This is a genomic window from candidate division TA06 bacterium (genome assembly GCA_004376575.1).
Classification (GTDB): Bacteria; Hydrothermota; DG-26; order E44-bin18; family E44-bin18; genus E44-bin18.
This window is the reverse complement of the sequence record SOJN01000075.1, coordinates 50,737-69,794: the sequence shown is the minus strand read 5'-3', so window position 1 is coordinate 69,794 and position 19,058 is coordinate 50,737. Positions and strand designations below refer to the sequence as shown.

Annotated in this window: 21 protein-coding genes; all 21 read left to right on the top strand. The window is 50.9% G+C overall.

All coding sequences use genetic code 11. The features are described from left to right. Window positions 1-12 precede the first annotated feature (12 nt). The 21 genes from E3J62_06490 (at window position 13) to hslV (ending at window position 19,025) form a co-directional block, all read left to right on the top strand. Window positions 13-690: a 50S ribosomal protein L25 gene (locus tag E3J62_06490; protein TET45814.1), complete on the top strand. Its 678-nt coding sequence runs from the start codon at window positions 13-15 to the stop codon at window positions 688-690. Beyond that, the gene (locus tag E3J62_06485; protein TET45813.1) at window positions 687-1,262 is read left to right on the top strand and encodes an aminoacyl-tRNA hydrolase; all 576 of its coding nucleotides are present in this window, start codon (window positions 687-689) and stop codon (window positions 1,260-1,262) included. Before E3J62_06490 ends, E3J62_06485 begins: the two co-directional genes overlap by 4 nt. Before the next feature lie 7 nt (window positions 1,263-1,269). Beyond that, the gene (locus tag E3J62_06480; protein ID TET45812.1) at window positions 1,270-3,300 is read left to right on the top strand and encodes a sodium-translocating pyrophosphatase; all 2,031 of its coding nucleotides are present in this window, start codon (window positions 1,270-1,272) and stop codon (window positions 3,298-3,300) included. Continuing rightward, window positions 3,300-4,367 (top strand): redox-regulated ATPase YchF, encoded by a 1,068-nt coding sequence (gene ychF, locus E3J62_06475; protein TET45811.1) that lies wholly within the window; start codon window positions 3,300-3,302, stop codon window positions 4,365-4,367. Before E3J62_06480 ends, ychF begins: the two co-directional genes overlap by 1 nt. A gap of 74 nt (window positions 4,368-4,441) precedes the next feature. Next, window positions 4,442-4,789: a 30S ribosomal protein S6 gene (rpsF, locus tag E3J62_06470; GenBank protein TET45810.1), complete on the top strand. Its 348-nt coding sequence runs from the start codon at window positions 4,442-4,444 to the stop codon at window positions 4,787-4,789. Window positions 4,790-4,810: 21 nt separating this feature from the next. Then, the gene (locus E3J62_06465; GenBank protein ID TET45809.1) at window positions 4,811-5,233 is read left to right on the top strand and encodes a single-stranded DNA-binding protein; all 423 of its coding nucleotides are present in this window, start codon (window positions 4,811-4,813) and stop codon (window positions 5,231-5,233) included. Between the two features lie 14 nt (window positions 5,234-5,247). Further along, window positions 5,248-5,475 (top strand): 30S ribosomal protein S18, encoded by a 228-nt coding sequence (gene rpsR / locus E3J62_06460; GenBank protein TET45808.1) that lies wholly within the window; start codon window positions 5,248-5,250, stop codon window positions 5,473-5,475. Window positions 5,476-5,504: 29 nt separating this feature from the next. Continuing rightward, entirely contained in the window at window positions 5,505-5,948 is a 444-nt protein-coding gene (locus E3J62_06455; GenBank protein ID TET45807.1) for a 50S ribosomal protein L9, read from the top strand. Between the two features lie 85 nt (window positions 5,949-6,033). Then, window positions 6,034-6,738 (top strand): DUF3307 domain-containing protein, encoded by a 705-nt coding sequence (locus E3J62_06450; protein ID TET45806.1) that lies wholly within the window; start codon window positions 6,034-6,036, stop codon window positions 6,736-6,738. A 34-nt stretch (window positions 6,739-6,772) separates the two neighbouring features. Next, complete coding sequence (locus E3J62_06445; GenBank protein TET45842.1) at window positions 6,773-7,249, top strand: bifunctional nuclease family protein; 477 nt, start codon at window positions 6,773-6,775, stop codon at window positions 7,247-7,249. Window positions 7,250-7,337: 88 nt separating this feature from the next. Continuing rightward, window positions 7,338-9,074: a tetratricopeptide repeat protein gene (locus tag E3J62_06440; protein TET45805.1), complete on the top strand. Its 1,737-nt coding sequence runs from the start codon at window positions 7,338-7,340 to the stop codon at window positions 9,072-9,074. Next, on the top strand, window positions 9,032-9,712 hold the full coding sequence (locus E3J62_06435; GenBank protein ID TET45804.1) for a TIGR00266 family protein: 681 nt from the start codon (window positions 9,032-9,034) through the stop codon (window positions 9,710-9,712). Before E3J62_06440 ends, E3J62_06435 begins: the two co-directional genes overlap by 43 nt. Before the next feature lie 245 nt (window positions 9,713-9,957). Then, on the top strand, window positions 9,958-10,962 hold the full coding sequence (locus tag E3J62_06430) for a DUF3078 domain-containing protein (protein TET45803.1): 1,005 nt from the start codon (window positions 9,958-9,960) through the stop codon (window positions 10,960-10,962). Between the two features lie 6 nt (window positions 10,963-10,968). Then, entirely contained in the window at window positions 10,969-11,496 is a 528-nt protein-coding gene (locus E3J62_06425) for a hypothetical protein (protein ID TET45802.1), read from the top strand. A 330-nt stretch (window positions 11,497-11,826) separates the two neighbouring features. Then, window positions 11,827-12,444 (top strand): hypothetical protein, encoded by a 618-nt coding sequence (locus E3J62_06420; GenBank protein TET45801.1) that lies wholly within the window; start codon window positions 11,827-11,829, stop codon window positions 12,442-12,444. Window positions 12,445-13,184: 740 nt separating this feature from the next. Beyond that, window positions 13,185-13,901, top strand: a complete 717-nt coding sequence (locus tag E3J62_06415; protein ID TET45800.1) for a ribonuclease PH — start codon at window positions 13,185-13,187, stop codon at window positions 13,899-13,901. A 5-nt stretch (window positions 13,902-13,906) separates the two neighbouring features. Beyond that, window positions 13,907-14,884 carry an RluA family pseudouridine synthase gene (locus E3J62_06410; GenBank protein TET45799.1) on the top strand — a complete coding sequence of 326 codons (978 nt, stop codon included), beginning with the start codon at window positions 13,907-13,909 and terminating at the stop codon, window positions 14,882-14,884. 10 nt (window positions 14,885-14,894) lie between these two features. Next, window positions 14,895-17,105 (top strand): type I DNA topoisomerase, encoded by a 2,211-nt coding sequence (topA, locus tag E3J62_06405; GenBank protein ID TET45798.1) that lies wholly within the window; start codon window positions 14,895-14,897, stop codon window positions 17,103-17,105. Between the two features lie 31 nt (window positions 17,106-17,136). Beyond that, window positions 17,137-18,054, top strand: a complete 918-nt coding sequence (gene xerC / locus E3J62_06400; protein ID TET45797.1) for a tyrosine recombinase XerC — start codon at window positions 17,137-17,139, stop codon at window positions 18,052-18,054. Next, window positions 18,035-18,484 (top strand): hypothetical protein, encoded by a 450-nt coding sequence (locus E3J62_06395; GenBank protein ID TET45796.1) that lies wholly within the window; start codon window positions 18,035-18,037, stop codon window positions 18,482-18,484. The genes xerC and E3J62_06395 overlap by 20 nt, the downstream gene beginning before the upstream one ends. Window positions 18,485-18,500: 16 nt before the next feature. Then, window positions 18,501-19,025, top strand: a complete 525-nt coding sequence (hslV, locus tag E3J62_06390; protein ID TET45795.1) for an ATP-dependent protease subunit HslV — start codon at window positions 18,501-18,503, stop codon at window positions 19,023-19,025. Window positions 19,026-19,058: the final 33 nt, after the last annotated feature.

The window sequence follows — 19,058 nt, the reverse complement described above, 5'->3', positions numbered from 1 at the left end:
TGAGAGGTACATATGGCTGAGCGTGATTTGAATGCTACGGTGAGAGAAGAAAAGGGCAAACAGGCTGGAAAAAAACTGAGGAAAAAGGGCTACGTCCCCGGTGTGATGTATGGTCACGGTGAATCTGCAATTCCCCTAGCCATTGAAAGCAAAGCCTTGAGTCAGATTCTGGAGAAGAGCTCCGGCGACAATATCATATTCAACGTTAAAATTGAAGGACGCGAAGATGCGAAAGCTGTGCTCAAGGAGATTCAGAGAGACCCGGTCAGCAGGGAGATCATGCACGTAGATTTCCAGCACGTGCATGCCGGAGAGGTGCTGACAGTTCAGGTGCCTATAATTCTGACAGGGTCATCGCCAGGGGTTAAGGAAGGTGGGATACTGGAACACATATTAAGGAAAGTGGAGGTCAGGTGCCTGCCGTCTCAGCTTCCGGACCATCTGGTGATAGACATCAGCCAGCTGGGGCTCGGTGACTTGCTCCACGTTAAGGACCTTGCTACGGGTGCACTGAAGATTCTGGATGATTCAGAGATGCCCGTAGTGAGCATCCTTGTCCCGAAGGCGAAGGTTGAGGTTCCTGTCGCCGCAGAGGAGGTTCCCGAGGAGGAGGCTGCGGCTGAGGAAGAAAAAGAGGAAGAGAAGGCGGAGGAGGAAAAGGAGAAGAAAGAGGGTCGGGAAAAGAGTTGAAATCCGCTCTTCTGTGTGGGCTCGGCAATCCAGGCAACCGTTATGCGCACACCAGACACAATCTGGGCAGTATGGTTCTGGATAGGCTGAGCCTGGTCTTTGCCGCAGAGACTTGCCCCGGCACTGAGGAATACCTTGTTGGTCGCGCTGACTATTCTAGCAAGTGTGTTTACCTTGTTAAGCCTTTGACCTATGTGAACAACAGCGGAATTGCAGTTTCAGATGCGTGTGCGAGATTTGGTGTTGAACTGGAGGATCTCCTGGTCATCTGTGATGAGTGCGAACTCCCGTTTGGCAAGATTAGGCTCAGGAAAAAAGGGCAGCACGGAGGACATCACGGACTGGAATCTGTTATCTACCACCTCCAGTCGGAGGGGTTTCCCAGGCTGCGCATCGGCATCGGGAAGCCTCCCTGTTCGGACCTTACAGAATATGTTCTGGCCGAATTTGAGCCCGAGGAAAAAGAGAGGCTGCCTCTCTTGCTGGAAGAGGCAGAGCGGGCCACAGTGTTTTTCTTAGAGCACGGTGTAGAAAAAGCTATGTCTTTAGTGAACAGAAATGATGGAGGTTGAATAGGAGATGAAACTACTCCTTTTGCCCGTCGGCGTGGGGCTCATTGGAGTCGCCTTTGCAATAATAATGGCTGTAAGGGTCATGAGGCATGATCCTGGTTCAAAAGAGATGGTTTACATATCGCTCGCAATCTATGAGGGCGCCATGGCCTTCCTGAAACGTGAGTATCTGGCCATACTCATTTTTGTCTGCGCGGTATTCATACTGCTTGCCCTTGGATTGCGGTCTCAGGGTGCTGGGTTCGCATTTGCCACCGCCATCGCCTACGTAGTCGGAGCAGGTTGTTCAATGGCTTCAGGTTTTTTTGGCCTTAGGACTTCCACCCGGGCAAACACCAGGACCGCTGAGGCCGCAAGAAGCGGATTGAATCAGGCGCTTTCTGTTGCATTTCTCGGCGGCTCAGTAATGGGCCTTACCGTAGTAGGCCTGGGCCTTTTTGCACTTTCGCTCACGTATTTCATATACACGAGCCTTGGTGGTGAACTTATGACCAGAGTACTTTGGGCCACTGGAGCCATGGCCGGATTCAGCATGGGCGCAAGTTCAGTTGCTCTCTTCGCCAGGGTCGGTGGAGGCATCTACACTAAAGCAGCGGACGTTGGTGCTGACCTTGTTGGCAAGGTTGAGGCGGGCATACCAGAAGACGATCCCCGAAATCCGGCAACAATCGCCGACAATGTTGGAGACAACGTGGGGGATGTAGCGGGAATGGGTGCTGATCTGTACGAATCGTATGTCGGCTCCATCATCGCCGGGATAGTGATTGCCGCCGCAATGAAGAGCATAGACAGGATCCTTCTTGTCTTCTTCCTCGTCTGTGTTGGGCTGCTCGCTTCAATTCTCGGCGTCTTCTTTGTCCATTCAAAGTCTGATGCTCAGCGTGCCTTGAGGAATGGGACAATTGCCAGTGCGGTACTCTTCATTGTGGGAGCTTTAGTCCTGTGCACGCTCTGGTTCGGGCGGATCGAAACCTTCTTCGCCGTTCTGGCAGGGGTTCTATGCGGTCTCATAATAGGATTTACCGCGGAGTACTACACGTCGGGCAAGGCTATCAGAGAGATTGCCAGTTCGGCAAAGACCGGGGCAGCCACGAATATTATCGCAGGTCTGGCAACTGGAATGACGAGCACCGTAATACCGATTGTGGCTATTGCCGCTGCCATAGTGATTGCATTCAAGCTGGAAGGGTTCTATGGTATTGCCCTGGCGGGAATTGGTATGCTCAGCATTGCAGGCATAACCATATCGGTTGATGCGTACGGGCCAATAGCAGACAACGCAGGAGGCATTGCTGAAATGGCGAAATTGCCGCCAGAGGTGAGAGAAATAACAGATTCTCTCGACGCTGCAGGCAACACCACGGCCGCCATCGCCAAGGGGTTCGCCATAGGTTCTGCTGCGCTCACTGCCCTGGCTCTTTTCTCAGCATACATAAAGGTGTCAAAACTGCCTGAGATTAATATGATGAAAGCAACTGTCATCGCCGGACTCTTTATTGGAGGGGTAGTACCATATGTCTTCGCATCTGCCACCATGAAGGCGGTGGGAAGGTCTGCCTTCAGGGTTGTTGAGGAGGTGAGAAGACAGTTTAGAGAGATAAAGGGGCTCATGGAAGGTGAAGCCAGGCCAGAGTATGCAAGGTGCGTGGACATAACGACCCGCGGTGCATTGAGAGAGATGATACTTCCTGGAATCCTTGCAGTTTTGATCCCCTTGGTGGTGGGCATCTTCTTCGGGACTGAGGCCCTGGGCGGACTCCTCGCCGGGTCCCTTGTGGTGGGAGTTCCGCTTGCAGTGTTTATGGCCAATTCTGGAGGTGCCTGGGACAACGCGAAGAAGTGGATAGAGAAGGGGAACCTGGGAGGAAAAGGTTCAGATCCTCACAAGAACGCCGTCGTGGGGGATACTGTGGGAGACCCGTTCAAGGACACCTCAGCACCCTCCATGAACATACTGCTCAAACTCATGGCCGTTGTCTCTTTGGTTTTTGCTCCACTCATAGTCTTGCTCAACAAACACATTGGGTTGTTCCATTGATGCAGATTGGAATAGTTGGTCTTCCTAACGTCGGCAAGTCAACTCTGTTTAATGCGCTGACTCGCGCAAATGCACAAGTTGCCGACTACCCGTTTACCACTGTTGACAAAAACGTTGGAATAGCAGAGGTCCCTGATGAGAGGCTGAAGAGACTCGGGGAATTGATGAAGCCCGAGAAGCTGACGGGGGCCCGCATACAATTTGTCGATATTGCTGGCCTGGTCAAGGGCTCAAGCAAGGGTGAAGGTCTCGGAAATACGTTCCTTGCACACATAAGAGAGGTTGATTGCATCCTGCATGTTCTGAGGTGTTTCAGAAAGGGCGGGGTAGCACACGTTGACGGGTCTGTTGATCCCTTGAGAGATGCCGAAGTCGTCTCCACTGAACTCGCGCTGGCAGACATGGAAAGCCTTGACGTAAGGATAGAGAAGGCAAAGAAGGGTGCAGAAAAGGGCGACAGGGAGGCCGAGTCTTCTCTTCAGTCCATGCTTGAGGCAAGACAAATTCTGGACTCTGGAGGTTCTCTGGCAGCGATAGATGGCCCCCCCACGGGTCTGCTTTCTGCAAAGCCTGTGCTCTATGTTATGAACATGGATGAGGGTGACATTTCTTCACATAACTTCTCTGAGCTTGAAAGCGTAAAGCAGTATGCGAAAGAGAGGATGGCCAGAGCCTGCGCAGTATGCGCAAAAGGCGAACTTGAGCTTGCAGAATTTGAAAGACAGGAGAGAAAGGTGATGAGGCGGGAACTCGGACTGGAAGGTTATGGCCTTGCTCAGCTCGTTCTGGAGAGTTTTCTTCTGTTGAACCTCATCACGTTTTATACAATCAAGGGACCTGAAACGAGAGCGTGGCACCTTCCTGTTAATTCCAGAGTCACGGAAGCTGCCGGAAAGGTCCACAGCGACCTGGAGAAAGGCTTCATCAAGGCTGAAGTGGTGTCCTTTTCTGATCTTGAGAAATCTGGGGCCATGCAGGAAGTGAAGAACCGTGGTCTTATGAGAACAGAAGGCAAGGACTACATAGTTCAAGACGGAGATGTCATTCTAGTCAGGTTTCACGTATGATCAAAAACATTTTTCACTTGAATCTGCAAGGATAATCGCTTTTAATACTGTCTACCTGAAAAAGGGGTGAATACTTGAGAGAATACGAAATGATTGTCATTTTCAGGCCAGCCCTTGAAGAGGCTGGTCTGGAAGAGGAGATCGAAAAGGTTTCCGGACTGATAAAAAACGACGGCACTGTGACTGAAATAAACAGATGGGGAACGAAGCCTTTGAGCTATGAGATAGCAAAGGAGCGGAACGGGATATACGTGCTATTCAGATTCCAGAGCGAACCTTCCGTGCTTCCAGAGTTGCGAAGAGAGCTTCAACTGGATGAACAGGTGCTCAGACAGAGGATAGTCTTATCGGGCGCGAGCGAGCAGGCGAGCGCGGAGGAAGTCCCTGACACTGGAGATAAGGGCGGGGACGAGAAGAGCTAGATCGATTTGGAGGTGAACCTGATGGCTGATTTGAAATTCCCGTCGCTTAATCATGTTCTGATTGCCGGGCGTTTAACGAGAGATCCTGATCTCCGTTACACACCGTCCGGGACGGCTGTCTGCAACTTCAGGCTGGCGTCCGGCAGGAGGTTTAAGGATCAGTCCGGAGAGTGGAGAGATGATCCGACCTTTGTGAATGTTGTCACCTGGAAGAAGACTGCTGAGAACTGCGGCGAATACTTGAAGAAAGGGAGTGCGGTTCTTGTGGAGGGGAGGTTGCAGAGCCGCTCGTGGGAAACGGAAGATGGTCAGAAAAGGTCTGTACTGGAGATAGTCGCACAAAGGGTACAGTTCCTGGATAGAGTTGGTGGTCCGGAGAAGAGAATTCCTTCTGAGGTCTCAGAAGGTGATACACCGATGGCAGATGAACAGGTTCCCTTTTAATAGCAGGGGGTGAGATGTTCGAAGAAAGAAGAAAGAGGCGTTGCAGGTTCTGCATGGATAAAGTTGATAAGATTCCTTATCAGGATGTAAGGAAGCTTCGAAGATTCGTGTCGGAAAGAGGAAAGATTATTCCGCGCCGGGTCACCGGTGTCTGTGCAAAACACCAGAGGCAACTCTCTCGGGCCATCAAGAGGGCCAGAGAGATGGCGCTGCTTCCGTACGTGTCCAGGTTCTATAGATAGAAAACCTACCAGGTCCGCAGAGGAGAGAAATGCAGGTCATTCTACTGGAAAACGTTGAAAGGCTGGGGAAAAAGGGAGAAACCGTCAAAGTGGCCAAAGGGTATGGCAGAAACTACCTGATCCCCAGGAAACTTGCCCTCTTGGATACTCCTGGGAACAGAAAGGCATATCAAAACCTGAAGGTTGTAGAAAAGGTGAGGATGAGCAGGGAGAAGAGAGAGGCTGAAATCATCGCTTCCCGACTGGAGAGAGTGTCTTTGACTGCAGTAGTGCAAGCTGGCGAGGATGACAAGCTTTTTGGTTCAGTAACCAGCAGAGACGTAGCGGAGCTCTTAGCAAAAGAAGGGTTTGAGACTGACAAGAGGGAGATATTGCTGGAGGAGCCGATCAGGAGGCTTGGGGTGTACACGGTTGGGGTTAAGGTTCATCCGGAGGTAGATGCCAAAATCAAGCTCTGGGTCGTCCGGAAATAACGTAATCTCAGGAGTTCAACTTGACTTGGTGCGGACAAAATCGTATCATGAATGTTTCAAGGGGTAGGACATACAAGGATGGTTAATGTTTCTGTTCTGGCGGTTGTTGCTAGCACATCTGGTGTCAGACTTTCCCCTTCAGACGGGCTGGATTTTCCGGGAGAAAACCACACACCGTTGGGGAGTCGCGTATCATGGAAGCCTGGCGGGTATTCTCGGATTCGCTGTTTTGTGGCCCTACCTCAGATTTCCAAGAACGTGGATCGTTCTCCTTGTTCTATGGCTCTTTCACATTCTTTTTGATAAGGGAAAGATAGCTCTTAACACCAGAGCCGTCAGGGCTCGCTGGTTGGTATTTGTGGGTGACCAGGTTTTTCATGTTGCGTCGATCTGGGCTGCTTCTCTTCTTATTGATGGGCGTATTCTGGGCGCACGAGTCCCACTGTATGGGAGCGATAGGTTCTTCCAGCTGGCCTGTACTTATCTTATAACCACGTACTTCGCTCTCTTTCTCGTCTCATCGATAAAGGCCAGCCAGCCTGGAAAGAGTCTTGTTTTGCCCAGGCCTTCGCTGCGCCTTATTGAATTTGGTGAGAGAATCGCAATTACGACATTGGCGATGATTGGTGGGCTATTGTATATTGCGATCCCCTTCTGTCTACTTCCCAGAGCCTTCTTGAAGAGGTACACGCCAGGGGAGATAAGCTACTGGGAGTTGCCTTTGAGCCTCATTCTTGCTGTCGCGGTTGGTGTGCTGTTCAGGGTTTTCCTGGGGAACCCTTTTTCCTAGTCAGGGGAGGTTTTGATTAGTGACATTGATTGAAATGAAGGTTTCCGGTTTGGGACTGGACAAGGATTCTGACAGTCCGGTTGTGCTGCTCAAAGAGGCTGATGGCGAGCGGGTCCTTCCTATTTGGATTGGACACGCGGAAGCTAGCGCGATAGCGATAGCGCTTGAGGGTATCAAAGTGGAGAGGCCTTTGACCCATGACCTGATCAGAGCCGTCATCGAAGGTCTGAAGGCCAAGGTCTCCAGAATTCTGATCAATGAGCTAAAGAACAATACCTTCTACGCGAAAATCTACCTGGAGAGGGGAAAATCCATAATAAATGTGGATGCAAGGCCAAGCGATTCTATTGCTCTTGCGCTCAGGGTTCAGGTTCCCATATTCGTGTCTCAGAATGTACTCTCGTCAAGTGGCACTTCCATGGAGATCGACGATGAGACTCGAGCAAAGGCATTGAAGAAGTTTCTGGCGAACCTTAACCCCGAAGACTTTGGGAAGTACAAGATAACGTAGTTGCTGGCCAGGAAGGCCCTGACTTCTAAGACTCCCCGGATTCTCACAAAATGTTAGAAAATCTCAAGTGTTCTGATAGAGGTTCTGCGTGAAAGAAGCTCTGGTCAAGTCGTGCTTGATATTGCTTCTCTTTTTTGGTTCTGGATGCGCGGCTTCAAGGCCTGATGTGCGTACGAGGGCAGCGAGTGCAACGCACTATTCTATGGCTGCCCTCTATGAATCAAGGGGAGAGATCGACAAGGCCATCAGTGAGTATGAGGCTGCCCTGGCCTACGACCGGACAGCGCCGGAAATCCATGCCGCCCTCCTTGCAGTCTATTACGGCCAGCGGAAGTACGACAAGGCAGTTGTCTATGGGGAGTCTGCACTGGAGTACGGTGATTCCAGTCTGAAGACATTGACCCTTCTTGGGGAGGCCTACGTAAGAGTCAACAAACCCAAAAAGGGCGCAAAGGCATTTGAGAAGGCAACAAAAAAGGACTCCACGGATGCGAGCCTATGGAGGTCGCTGGCAAGAATCCATGATATGCTCGACCAGAAATCCTTGGCTGAGAAAGAGTTTAAGATGGCGGTGGAGCTTGAGCCGTACTCGCCTCTGACCCTGGGCGATTTGGGCGGCTTTTATGGGAGGGTCGGGCGCTTCGAGCAGGCGGAAGAGCAGTACAGGAAGGCGCTGGCGATTGACTCCACGTACTTCGATGGGTACATAGGCCTGGGAGTGGTGAAGGAGCACCTGGATGACTATGGGGGCGCAGCCGAAATGTACGAGAAAGCTCTCAGGCTTGACCCCTTAAATGGGGCGCTCAAGTCGCGTTTGGGTAACATGAAACTGAGGCTGGAGGACTACGACGGTGCCGAAAGGTTACTGGAGGAGGTCGTTTCCATGAATCCACTTGACCTGAGGTCGCACAGGAATCTGGGATTGGTTTACTACCACCGCGAGAAGTATGACAGGTCGATTGAGCAATTCTTGATGGCTCTTGGACTGGATCCAAGGGATGCCCTCTCTCATTTTTATGTTTCCCGGGCATATCTGGAGAAAGGGATACTGCTGCGGGCTCTCTCAGAAATAGACATTGTCCTCTCGCTGGATGCGGAATTCCCGGGTGCTCAGACATACAAAGCCTACCTCCTTATAGAAAAGGGTGACTATCGAGGAGCACAAAAGGTTCTAAAAAGTCATGTGAGAAAAAGGCGAGATGACAAGATCGCCTACGAGTTGCTCGGCCTCATATATGGGGGGATGGGACAAGATGGAAAGGCGGAAAGAGCATACCTGAGAGTCCTGGATATCGACTCCACTGACGGGAACATCTGGCACAGCCTTGGTCTCCTATATGACAGAGCAGAGAAATATGAGAGCGCAATCACCTCTTTCAGGAATGCTGTTAAGTACAACCCCGAAGACGCTTCCGCATACAATTACATAGGGTATATCTATGCAGACCAGGGGAGGAATCTGGGGGAGGCCGTTCTGCTTATAGAAAAGGCTCTTGAGCTTGAACCAGAGAACGGGTACTTCCGAGATAGCCTGGGCTGGGCCTATTACAGGCTGGGTAAGCTTGATGATGCAGCGGCTGAGCTGGAGAAGGCCGCCCAGAACGTGCAGGAGATGGTTATATACGAGCATCTGGGGGATGTCTACAAAGACATGGGCAGATTTGAGGACGCGAGGAAGCAGTATGAGCGTGCTCTGGAACTTGACATTGAGAACAAGGAACTGAAGGAGAAACTGAAGAGTTTACCCGGAGCGCAGCTGGACTTAAGAAAGGGGGATTTACGATGGAGCATGAAGTGCTTTATCGGTCAGCTTACGCCTTACTGAGAGTAAAGCTTGAAAAGGGGGAAGCAATTTCTGCTGAGGCAGGAGCGATGGTGAGTATGTCCAGTGGAGTCGCCCTCCAGACCACTGCGAAGGGAGGCCTATTCGGCGCTCTTAAGAGGAGCGTGCTCGGAGGAGAAAGTTTTTTTCTCAACACTTTCACAGCCGACGAGGGAGGAGAAATGACTCTGGCTCCTACTCTGCCCGGTGATGTTCTCAGCATTGAACTGAGAGGCGAGACCATATATGCGCAGTCTGGGGCCTATATCGCATCATCGCCGGAGATTCGAATCGACACGAAGTGGGGAGGCGCAAGGACGTTCTTTTCTCGAGAAGGCCTGTTTCTTCTGAAGATAAGCGGGACAGGAAAGGTTTTCCTATCGAGTTACGGAGCAATCCACGAGATTGAGCTCAGTGCCGGACAGAAATATGTGGTGGATACGGGGCACATGGTTGCTTGGACTGAGGGTGTGGCATACAACGTGAAGAGAGTCGGTGGACTGAAGTCAACGTTGTTCAGCGGCGAGGGGCTCGTGTGCGAGTTGACCGGCCCGGGCAAGATCATGATACAGTCAAGAAGCGCCGATGCTTTTCTTGCGTGGCTGATTCCCCAGATCCCGAAAAACCGGCACTGGAAATGAAATTACGAATTGCTGATTACGAAAAACCCGCCCTTCCGCGGACTTGCAGATCGTGGTGATCAGGGGAAAAGCCCAAGCGTGTCCGCAGACGAGACGACACGTTAAGCGCCCAGCCAAATGTCATTCTGAGGCGGCGTTCAGGGCGCCGAAGAATCTGCTTCTCACATGGATTTTGTCAAATGTCAAGCACCGTCCCCAAGCAGGGCCCGTAAGTGTTTCAAATATAACGAGAAACAAGGTTCGACATGAACGCTAAGAGGGCAAAATGTCAAATGTCAAGCCTGTCCTTCGAGCATTCGGAGGGCACCGTCCCCAGAACATGGAGAAGTTGTCATCTGCCTGCCAGAAGAAAGGAGTATGTTATGAGGGCGCTACTTATCCTGGCCTCAGTGATGCTGATAATTGGAATGGCCATAGCAGCATTTGGGGAGAGATGGTCTTTGGGTGCCGATGCGAATCTTATGGTGACTCAAAATGCTGTTAGCAACAACTGGACAGGTGGGGAGACGGGTTCTGTGTCCTGGACATCTAACCTCACATGTCTTGCCGAAAAACAGCTCCACCAGAAGATTCACAACAGAAACACCCTGGAATTGGCGTTCGGCCAATCCTACAGCCAGAGGAAAGAGAGTAAGGTCTGGGAAAAGCCGGTGAAATCGACTGATATCATAAAACTTGAATCCATATTTCGGTTCACATTCGGACTGTTTGTGGATCCCTTTGCTGGAGGCAAAATTGAAAGCTTCTTCCTTGACAACAGCGACCCAGAGAAGGACCGGTATGTGAACCCTATGACTTTCACGGAAAGCTTTGGGCTTGCAAAGGTTCTGATCAAAGACGGGGGCCGTGAGTGGACAGCCCGTCTTGGTGCTGGTTTTAGACAATACCTTGATCGTGATGTATTGGTGAGCCCAGTGGCCAATAAGCGAGAGAACCTGACTGCGAATGACGGGGGACTCGAGTTTGTGAACGAATTCACGACGCCTCTGGGAAATGATAGAATCGTCTTGATCAACAGAATTACCGTCTTCCAGGCGTTTTTCTACTCAAAAGCGGAAGAACTGAAAGGACTGCCCAACGAAGATTACTGGAAGGCCCCGGACGTCAACTGGGAAAATATACTTTCGGGGAAGGTCACAGAACATATTATGGTCAATCTTTACACGCAGCTTTTCTACGATAAAGAAATGGATTTGGGGGCGCAGTTTATGCAGACACTATCGCTGGGGTTGACGTATAGCTTCAGGTAATGCCAGGTGAAGGGATTTGGTGCTATGTGTGCAAGACTAAGACGTAAGGCAATTGCAGGCAAAACGGCAGTAGTGTTTATTGCTCTGATCTGTGTGGTCCCTCTGGTCGGAGCCGAAGACAAAAATAGCACAAGATTGGGGATTTCACTTGGGGGTACTCACGCTGTTGGATTGGATTTTGAATATCATTCTGGAAACAACTCGATAGGATTGAGCATTGGCACATGGCTCTTTCACGATATCTGCCTGTCGTTGTCAGCCAAAAGATATCTAAGGTCCTCTGGAACCACTCCCTACGTGGGAATGGGGTTGTGGAGTGCGCTGTCGTTTTCTGATAAAGGTACTGGTAATCTGATGGCTCTCTGCTTTCCAGTAGGTATCGATTGGAGAATGGTCGAGAAACATTCCCTGGGGTTAGAGATTGATTCAAGCTACCTGTTCGCCCAGTGGGGCGCGGCAGAAGTTGATGAGCCTCCTCTCCGCCGCAGATTTGTCTTCATCCCCAACCTTTACTACAAAGGACGACTGCAATAGAGAAATTAGGAAACTGAGAAATTTGTAGGGCGGTTCGCCCTTCGGCAGGCTCAGGGCAAGCTCACTTAACGCCCATACTGAGGGCAGGGAGACCCTGCCCCTACCTCAAGGGAGAGGGGGAGGTTTTTTGAGCGTATTTCCCTTCGACTCTTCTCAGGAGGCCGTGAAACGGCCCGGGCAGGCAATACGCCCCTACAGAAATTCACAGTCAAAAGCGCAGAAGTGCGTGCCTGTCCCAGCCGCCTTTTTGGGTTGACATCATTTCCTTCCTATGCATAAGATGTTGGGGCGCCATATTGTGGAAACCTGAATTACGAAAGGAGGAGGTAGATGCGGCATGCCATAGCAGTCTTCGTGCTCCTTGGGCTTGCCCTTGTTTTCATTCCGTTTACCGCGTGTGGTCAGAATTTACAGAAAGGTGTGTTCCTGAACCCAATGGGGCTGGTGCTCGGTGGACTATCCTACCTGGAGTACGAGCACGAACTCGTTCCTCAGGGGTACCTGTTTGTGCGAGCCGATCTCATAAAGTATAGTGAGGAGGAGGAGGAGGTAGAGGGATACATAGATGTCTACAGAACAGAGTACACGGAGAGTGGGATTGGACCCGGGCTGGGTGTAGGTACGCGGTACTACTTCCTGCCGGCACAATACGGCTTTTCCCCGTACGGCAGTGTTGGAATGGATTTCCTCTTTGTCAGTTGGGAGTGGGAAGAAACCTCCTACCAGATGGATGGCAGTATCTATGAGAGATACGACGGAGATGGGTCCACCACAGCTCTGGCCTTTCATTTTGGAGCTGGGGTGGATATAAGAATGAACGAGTTTGCGATTCAGGGCGGTATTATAGCCGGCTCCTTGCTTCTTGAAGGGGAAGGTAGTCAGGGAGAGGAGCTGAGTGGTTCAGGGTTCTTCGTTGGTCTGGCCGTAGCCCTGGGTTATCGCTTCTGAGAGTTGTGCAGCACGTGCAGCACGGGGACAGGCACTGCAGTGTTGCGTTTTGCTGACGGCAGACGGCTGACAATCGATCAATTCCCAGTTTGTAGTTGCGAATTCTGCAAAAGTGCGTGCCTGCCCGCCCGGGCCGTTTGACGGCCGCTCGTTTCACGAGCTCCCCCAATCCATGCGGATAGTTTTGATTTCGTAATTTCGAAGGTGGGGGGAGAAGGCGCGCGCGGAATTTCCGAGTGCGCTTGACGCGGTTTGTCAAAAGCAGATCCTTCGACTCCGTCCTTCAGACTTCGCTCCCTTCGACTATCGCTCAGGACTAATTCTCTCTAAGCTTCGACTCCGTCTCAGCAAGAGAGACTAAGCAGGATTAACTCTTTCTAGAATTCGACCTTCGCTGGCACTCGGTAGTGATGTTCGATCCGAGTAAGCCCTTCGTCCGCTTCCGCCTCCTCAGGATTAACTCTTTGTAAGGAGCTCACTGCGCTTCGCTTGTGACCTCTAACAAAGACTAAACACGACGAAATATGCCTCATGCCATCTGACGATGGCATGGACCTATTTCGGTTGACAAAAGGGCAGTAAGTTATATCATTATCTTTAGTGAGAGACAATTCTGGAGATCGGAGTCTGATAGCAGCGCTCACATTTGGGCTATCAGACTTAACTTTATCAGTTCCGTCGAATTCTATTTGGGCGCCTTGTCTTGAAGAGATCGGTTCCAAAATGAGAAAGATGGTAGAATGAAGAGAGCCGATGGAAGAAAACCAGACCAGCTAAGGTCAGTCAAAATGACCAAAGACTATCTCAAAGATGTAGAAGGGTCTGTCCTCATTGAACTGGGCCACACGAGGCTCATCTGCTCGGCAACGCTTCAAGACGGTGTGCCACCTTTTCTAAAGGGGAGTAGACAGGGATGGGTGACCGCAGAATACGGAATGCTTCCCAGGTCTTCTATTCAGAGAATCCCCAGGTGGAGAGAATCCGGCCGGACACATGAGATACAGAGGCTCGTAGGGAGATCGCTCAGGGCGGTGACAGACCTCTCCCAGTTAGGAGACCACACCATAATCATAGACTGTGATGTGGTGCAGGCCGACGGAGGAACCAGAACAGCCGCCATAACCGGTGGATTCGTCGCCCTCTACGATGCTGTCCAGAAGATGTCTGTACAGGGGATGGTCGATAAGTTTCCCATTTCCCATTTTCTGGCCGCGGTGAGCTGTGGAATTGTGGGCGGTGAGATTATCCTTGATTTGAACTATGAGGAGGACAGCAGCGCATCGGCTGACATGAATGTAGTAATGACTGATGATGGCAAGATCGTTGAGGTCCAGTGTACAGCAGAAGGCAATACGTTTGCGATGGATGAGATGGATAAGATGATAAGGGTGGCACAGCGTGGGATAGAGGAATTGATCGAAGTACAGAGGGGTTGTATTTCGTTCGAACTTGCCTGAGGTGTATGAAAGAGAGAGAGTTTGATAGGGTTGTTGGGAGAGACAAGTGGAAGATAAGACTCGACAAGTACCTTGTGGAGTCAGGTGTCGGTGTTTCAAGGTCAGAAGTTCAGAGGCTGATAGACGCTGGCCGGGTCCTTGTCGATGGAAAAAAAGTGAAAGCTCATCACCTCTTGAAAGGGGGGGAGAAGGTCACCTGCACCTATGGTGTAGCTGAGAAGATTGCAGTTGAGCCAGAAGATATATCCATAAATGTGGTTTACGAAGATGATGATGTCATTGTTGTGGACAAACAGGCAGGGATTGTTGTCCACCCTGTAAGAGGAAACTTACACGGGACTCTCGTCAATGCATTGCTCTATCACTGCAAGTCTCTTTCGGAAGGCGGAGACATGTTCAGGCCCGGGGTGATACACAGGCTTGACAAGGACACCACTGGTCTGCTTGTTTTTGCGAGATCGAGTAAGGCTAAGTCCAACCTGGGAAGGCAGATGGAAGAGAGGACCATCACCCGCAAGTACCTGACCATGTGCTGGGGAGACATGCCTCAGAAGTCAGGGACAATCGAGGCCCCTGTGGGAAGGCATTCTTTTGACAGAAGAAAGATGGCAGTGACCCCACTTTCGTCCAGGTCGGCTGTGACCACCTACGTTGTCAAAGAGAGATTTGGTATTGCGACTTACATGGAACTCAAGCTTCTGACCGGCAGGACTCATCAGATAAGGGTGCATCTCCAGCACTTCGGACATCCTGTTGTAGCTGACGCCACCTACGGAGGCAGGAAGAAATCGGCGCTGGTGGATATAGTCAAGAAACACATGAGTAAGATAAATGATGTACTGGAAATCATTGATCGCCAGGCACTGCATGCAGCTATTCTCGGATTCAACCATCCCTCTACAGGGAAATACGCGGAGTTTTCCTCGCCGCTGCCCGAGGACATGAGTAATCTGCTTGAATTCTTGAGGAACATTGAAAACTAAAGGAAGGTAGATGGCTAGTTCTCTCGTTGTTGTGGAGTCGCCCACCAAGGCAAAGACGATAAGCAGAATCCTGGGAAAGGGTTTCGTGGTTCTTTCTTCCATGGGGCACGTAAAAGATCTGCCAAAGGCAAGGCTGGGGGTCGACGTTCAGAACGGGTTCAGGCCTGAATACATCACCATAAGAGGCAAAGGGTCGTTCCTCAGAAAGCTCAAAGATGCAGCAAAAACCGCAGACAAGGTATTCATAGCGACAGACCCGGATAGGGAAGGAGAAGCGATTGCATTCCACATTGCGAAGGAGCTCAAGAACAAGCACGAGGTTTACAGAGTCCTCTTCTTTGAGATTACTGCCAGTGCAGTCAAAGCCGCGATGGCCTCTCCTGGAGCGATAGACGCGAAGAAAGTGGACGCTCAACAGGCCAGAAGGATTCTGGACAGGCTCGTGGGATACGAGGTGAGTCCCATACTCTGGAAGACAATAAGGAGAGGGTTGAGTGCAGGGAGAGTTCAGACCGTTGCACTCAGACTTGTCTGCGAGAGGGAAAGCGAGATAGAGAGTTTTGTTCCCAAGGAGTGGTGGGACATAACTGCCCAGCTTTTGAAGGGTGAGGGCGAACCTTTCAGTGCCCGTCTGACAAAGATATCAGAAGAGAAACCACAGATAGAAAGTGAAGAAATGGCAGGCAAGATCATTCGGGATCTGAAGGGGCTCGATTTTGTGGTGAAGTCTTTGCAGAGAGGAGAGAAAAAGCAGAGGCCACAGCCTCCCTACACCACAAGCACGTTGCAACAGGATTGCTCAAGAAAGCTTGGCTTTTCGCCCAGAAAGACAATGGTCGTTGCGCAACAGTTATTCGAAGGGATTGAATTGGGCAAGGAAGGTTCTGTCGGGCTCATCACCTACATGCGAACCGACTCCACCAGGTCTGCTCCCAGAGCGATAGAAGAGGTTAGAAGTTTGATAGGCAAGGAATTTGGTGACCGGTTCGTTCCAGAAAAACTGTTCATTTACAAGTCTAGGAAAAGGGCGCAGGAGGCTCACGAAGCGATAAGGCCAACATCTTCGAAAAGGACGCCGGACTCGATCAAGAAAAACCTGGACAAGAATCAGTTTAGGCTGTACGAGCTGGTGTGGAAGAGATTCGTTGCTTCACAGATGGCAGAGGCTCTTTACAGGACTGCCTCATCGGACATCGATGCCGGCCAGTACACTTTCAGGGCGACGGCTTCAAAGATGATATTTCCGGGTTTCACGAAGGTTTACGAAATGAAAAATGGTAATGGTAGAGAAAGCGGCGCCATGAATCAAGAGTTGCCTCACCTTTCCCAAGGGGATAGGCTGGAATTGGTCAGTCTGGACAAGAAACAGCACTTCACCCAGCCACCTCCCAGGTTCACGGAGGCGACCCTGGTGCGAGAATTGGAACACAAAGGGATAGGCAGACCGAGCACCTATGCTCCGACCATATCGACCATATTGGATAGGGGGTACGTTGAAGTCAGTGGTCGCAAGTTGATTCCGACAGACCTGGGTATCACCGTAAACAAGATACTTGTACCCAGTTTTCCAGAGGTGTTCGCGGTTGGCTTCACAGCAAACATGGAAGAGCTTCTCGACAAGGTGGAATCCGGAGAGTCAGGGTGGAAGGATGTCCTGGGACAGTTCTATGGGCCGTTCAGCGAACAGTTGAGAAAAGTAGAAAGTGAGAGCAAAAGACTGAAAGAAACCATTGAGGAAGAGACTGGTGAGGCCTGTCCTGAGTGTGGAAAGCCTCTGGTTATCAGGTGGGGTAGATACGGCAAGTTCCTCGCGTGCAAGGGGTATCCGGAGTGTAAGTACACCAAGCCTGTCGAAGAAGAAGATGTTCTAGAAGAACCTTGCCCGGAATGCGGCGGTAAACTTATTTACAAGACTGGCCGCTACGGCAGGTTCGTGGCGTGCTCAAACTATCCGCAGTGCCAATTCACCAGGCCGGTGTCGGTGGGTGTCAAGTGCCCCAAGCAAGGCTGCAGTGGTGAAGTTGTTGAGAGAACCTCGAGGAAGAAGAAAGTGTTCTACAGTTGTAGCCGGTATCCTGATTGCGATTTCGCGACCTGGTACAAACCTGTGCCTATTGAATGCCCCCAGTGTGGCGCATCCATGATGGTGGAGAAGAACAAAAAAGACGGAAGAGTCCTGCAGTGCCTTGCCTGCAAACATGAGTTGAAGGGCGAGAGCTGAGCTTCTTCAGAACCCTTTGTAGGTGCCTGGCATGAATATACAGACTCTCAGTTTTAGGTTCCTGAAATCGCTGGAGGGTGAGAGGTATCTTTCTGAAGAGACCTTGAGAGCCTACGGAGGAGATTTGCGCCAGTTTTGTCAGTTTCTTCTGGATGAGGCGAAGGTGAAAGATGTAGATGATGTTGACAGGGCGCACATAAGGTCTTTCCTTTCTTCGCTATACAAGTATGGTTATGAGAGGCGCTCAATCGCCAGGAAGCTTTCAGCACTCAAGTCTTTCTTCAAGCACATGAAGAGAAAGGGTTACATTCGCACAAATCCGGCTCTGAACATAAGAAGCCCCAGGGCGGAAAAGAGGCTCCCCTCCATTCTCAGCCAAAACGAGGCCAGACTGTTGATGGAGGCGCCAAAGGGTTCGGACATCCTCGCCTTGAGAAACAGAGCCATGCTTGAGCTTCTCTATGGGGCAGGCCTGAGGGCCTCCGAACTCTGTTCGCTGAATGTGGCGGATTGTGACATGTATGCCGAGGTGATGAAAGTGAGGGGGAAGGGGAGGAAGGAGAGGCTACTGCCCATAGGCAGAAAGGCCGGTGTCGCCCTTGAAGCCTACCTGAAAAGGCGCGGAGAGCTGATGAAGGGTGTGGATAGCGATGCTTTGTTTCTTAACAAGCTTGGAACAAGACTGACCACCAGGTCTCTTCAAAGGATTGTGAGGAAGTTCATTCTTACCGTGAGTGCAAGGTCAGGAACCAATCCTCACGTATTAAGGCACACGTTCGCGACGCACATGCTCGAAAGGGGAGCGGACCTGAAAGCAATTCAAGACCTGCTCGGCCACGCGTCTTTGTCCACGACTCAGATTTACAGCCATGTCACCATAGATAGACTGAAAGAGGTTTATAAAAGAGCCCATCCCAGAGCTGAGAAAAATGTCAGACGAAAGAGCTAGGAATAGACTGCGGCTCCTCCCCATAGTGCTGTACTCTGTGGGCATGGGTTATGCGGAGGCTGCGGTCGTGGTCTATCTGAGGAGAATTTACTATCCGGAAGGGTTTAAGCTCACACTGGCGCCGATCGAGCTGCACATTCTCAGGATGGAGATAGGCAGAGAGGTCGCCACTCTGGTGATGATACTCGGTGTCAGTTTACTTGCGTATGAAAACAGGTTGAAAAAGATGGGAGCGTTTCTTCTCATATTCGGTATCTGGGATATATTTTATTATGTATTCCTAAAGGCATTGCTTGATTGGCCGGCATCTTTTATGACAATGGATGTCCTGTTTCTCATTCCGGTCCCCTGGATTTTCCCGGTAGTTTTGCCCATTTCTATTTCCACCCTCATGGTAGGGTTTGGTCTGTGGCTGATACTTAGAAAATAAGCTGGAGGTGGAAAGAGTGCGCTCAACAACGATAATCGCGGTGAGACACAATGGCAGAGTTGCCATGGCAGGTGACGGTCAGGTGTCTGTGGGAGAAGTGATAATGAAGAGTGGGGCGAAGAAGATAAGAAGAACGTATTCTGGTAAGATCCTATCAGGGTTTGCAGGAAGCACGGCCGATGCCCTCACTCTCTTCGAGAAGTTTGAAAAGAAACTGGAGGAGTTCAGGGGCAATCTTCAAAGAGCTGCAGTCGAGCTGGCCAAAGATTGGAGGACGGATAAGATACTTAGGAGACTGGAAGCTCTCCTGATAGTTGCCGATTCTGGCCACACATATGTCATATCTGGTTCTGGAGATGTGATAGAACCCGACGATGGAGTTGCCGCAATAGGTTCTGGCGGCGGATATGCGGCAGCAGCTGCCCGCTCTCTGGTGAAGCACAGCGCGCTTTCGGCTGGTGAGATTGCCGAGGAGTCGATCAAGATGGCGGCATCCCTGTGTGTCTATACTAACGATAGTATAACCCTGGAAACGCTGTAGGGACACCCGGGCTTGAAACCACGAGATTACACA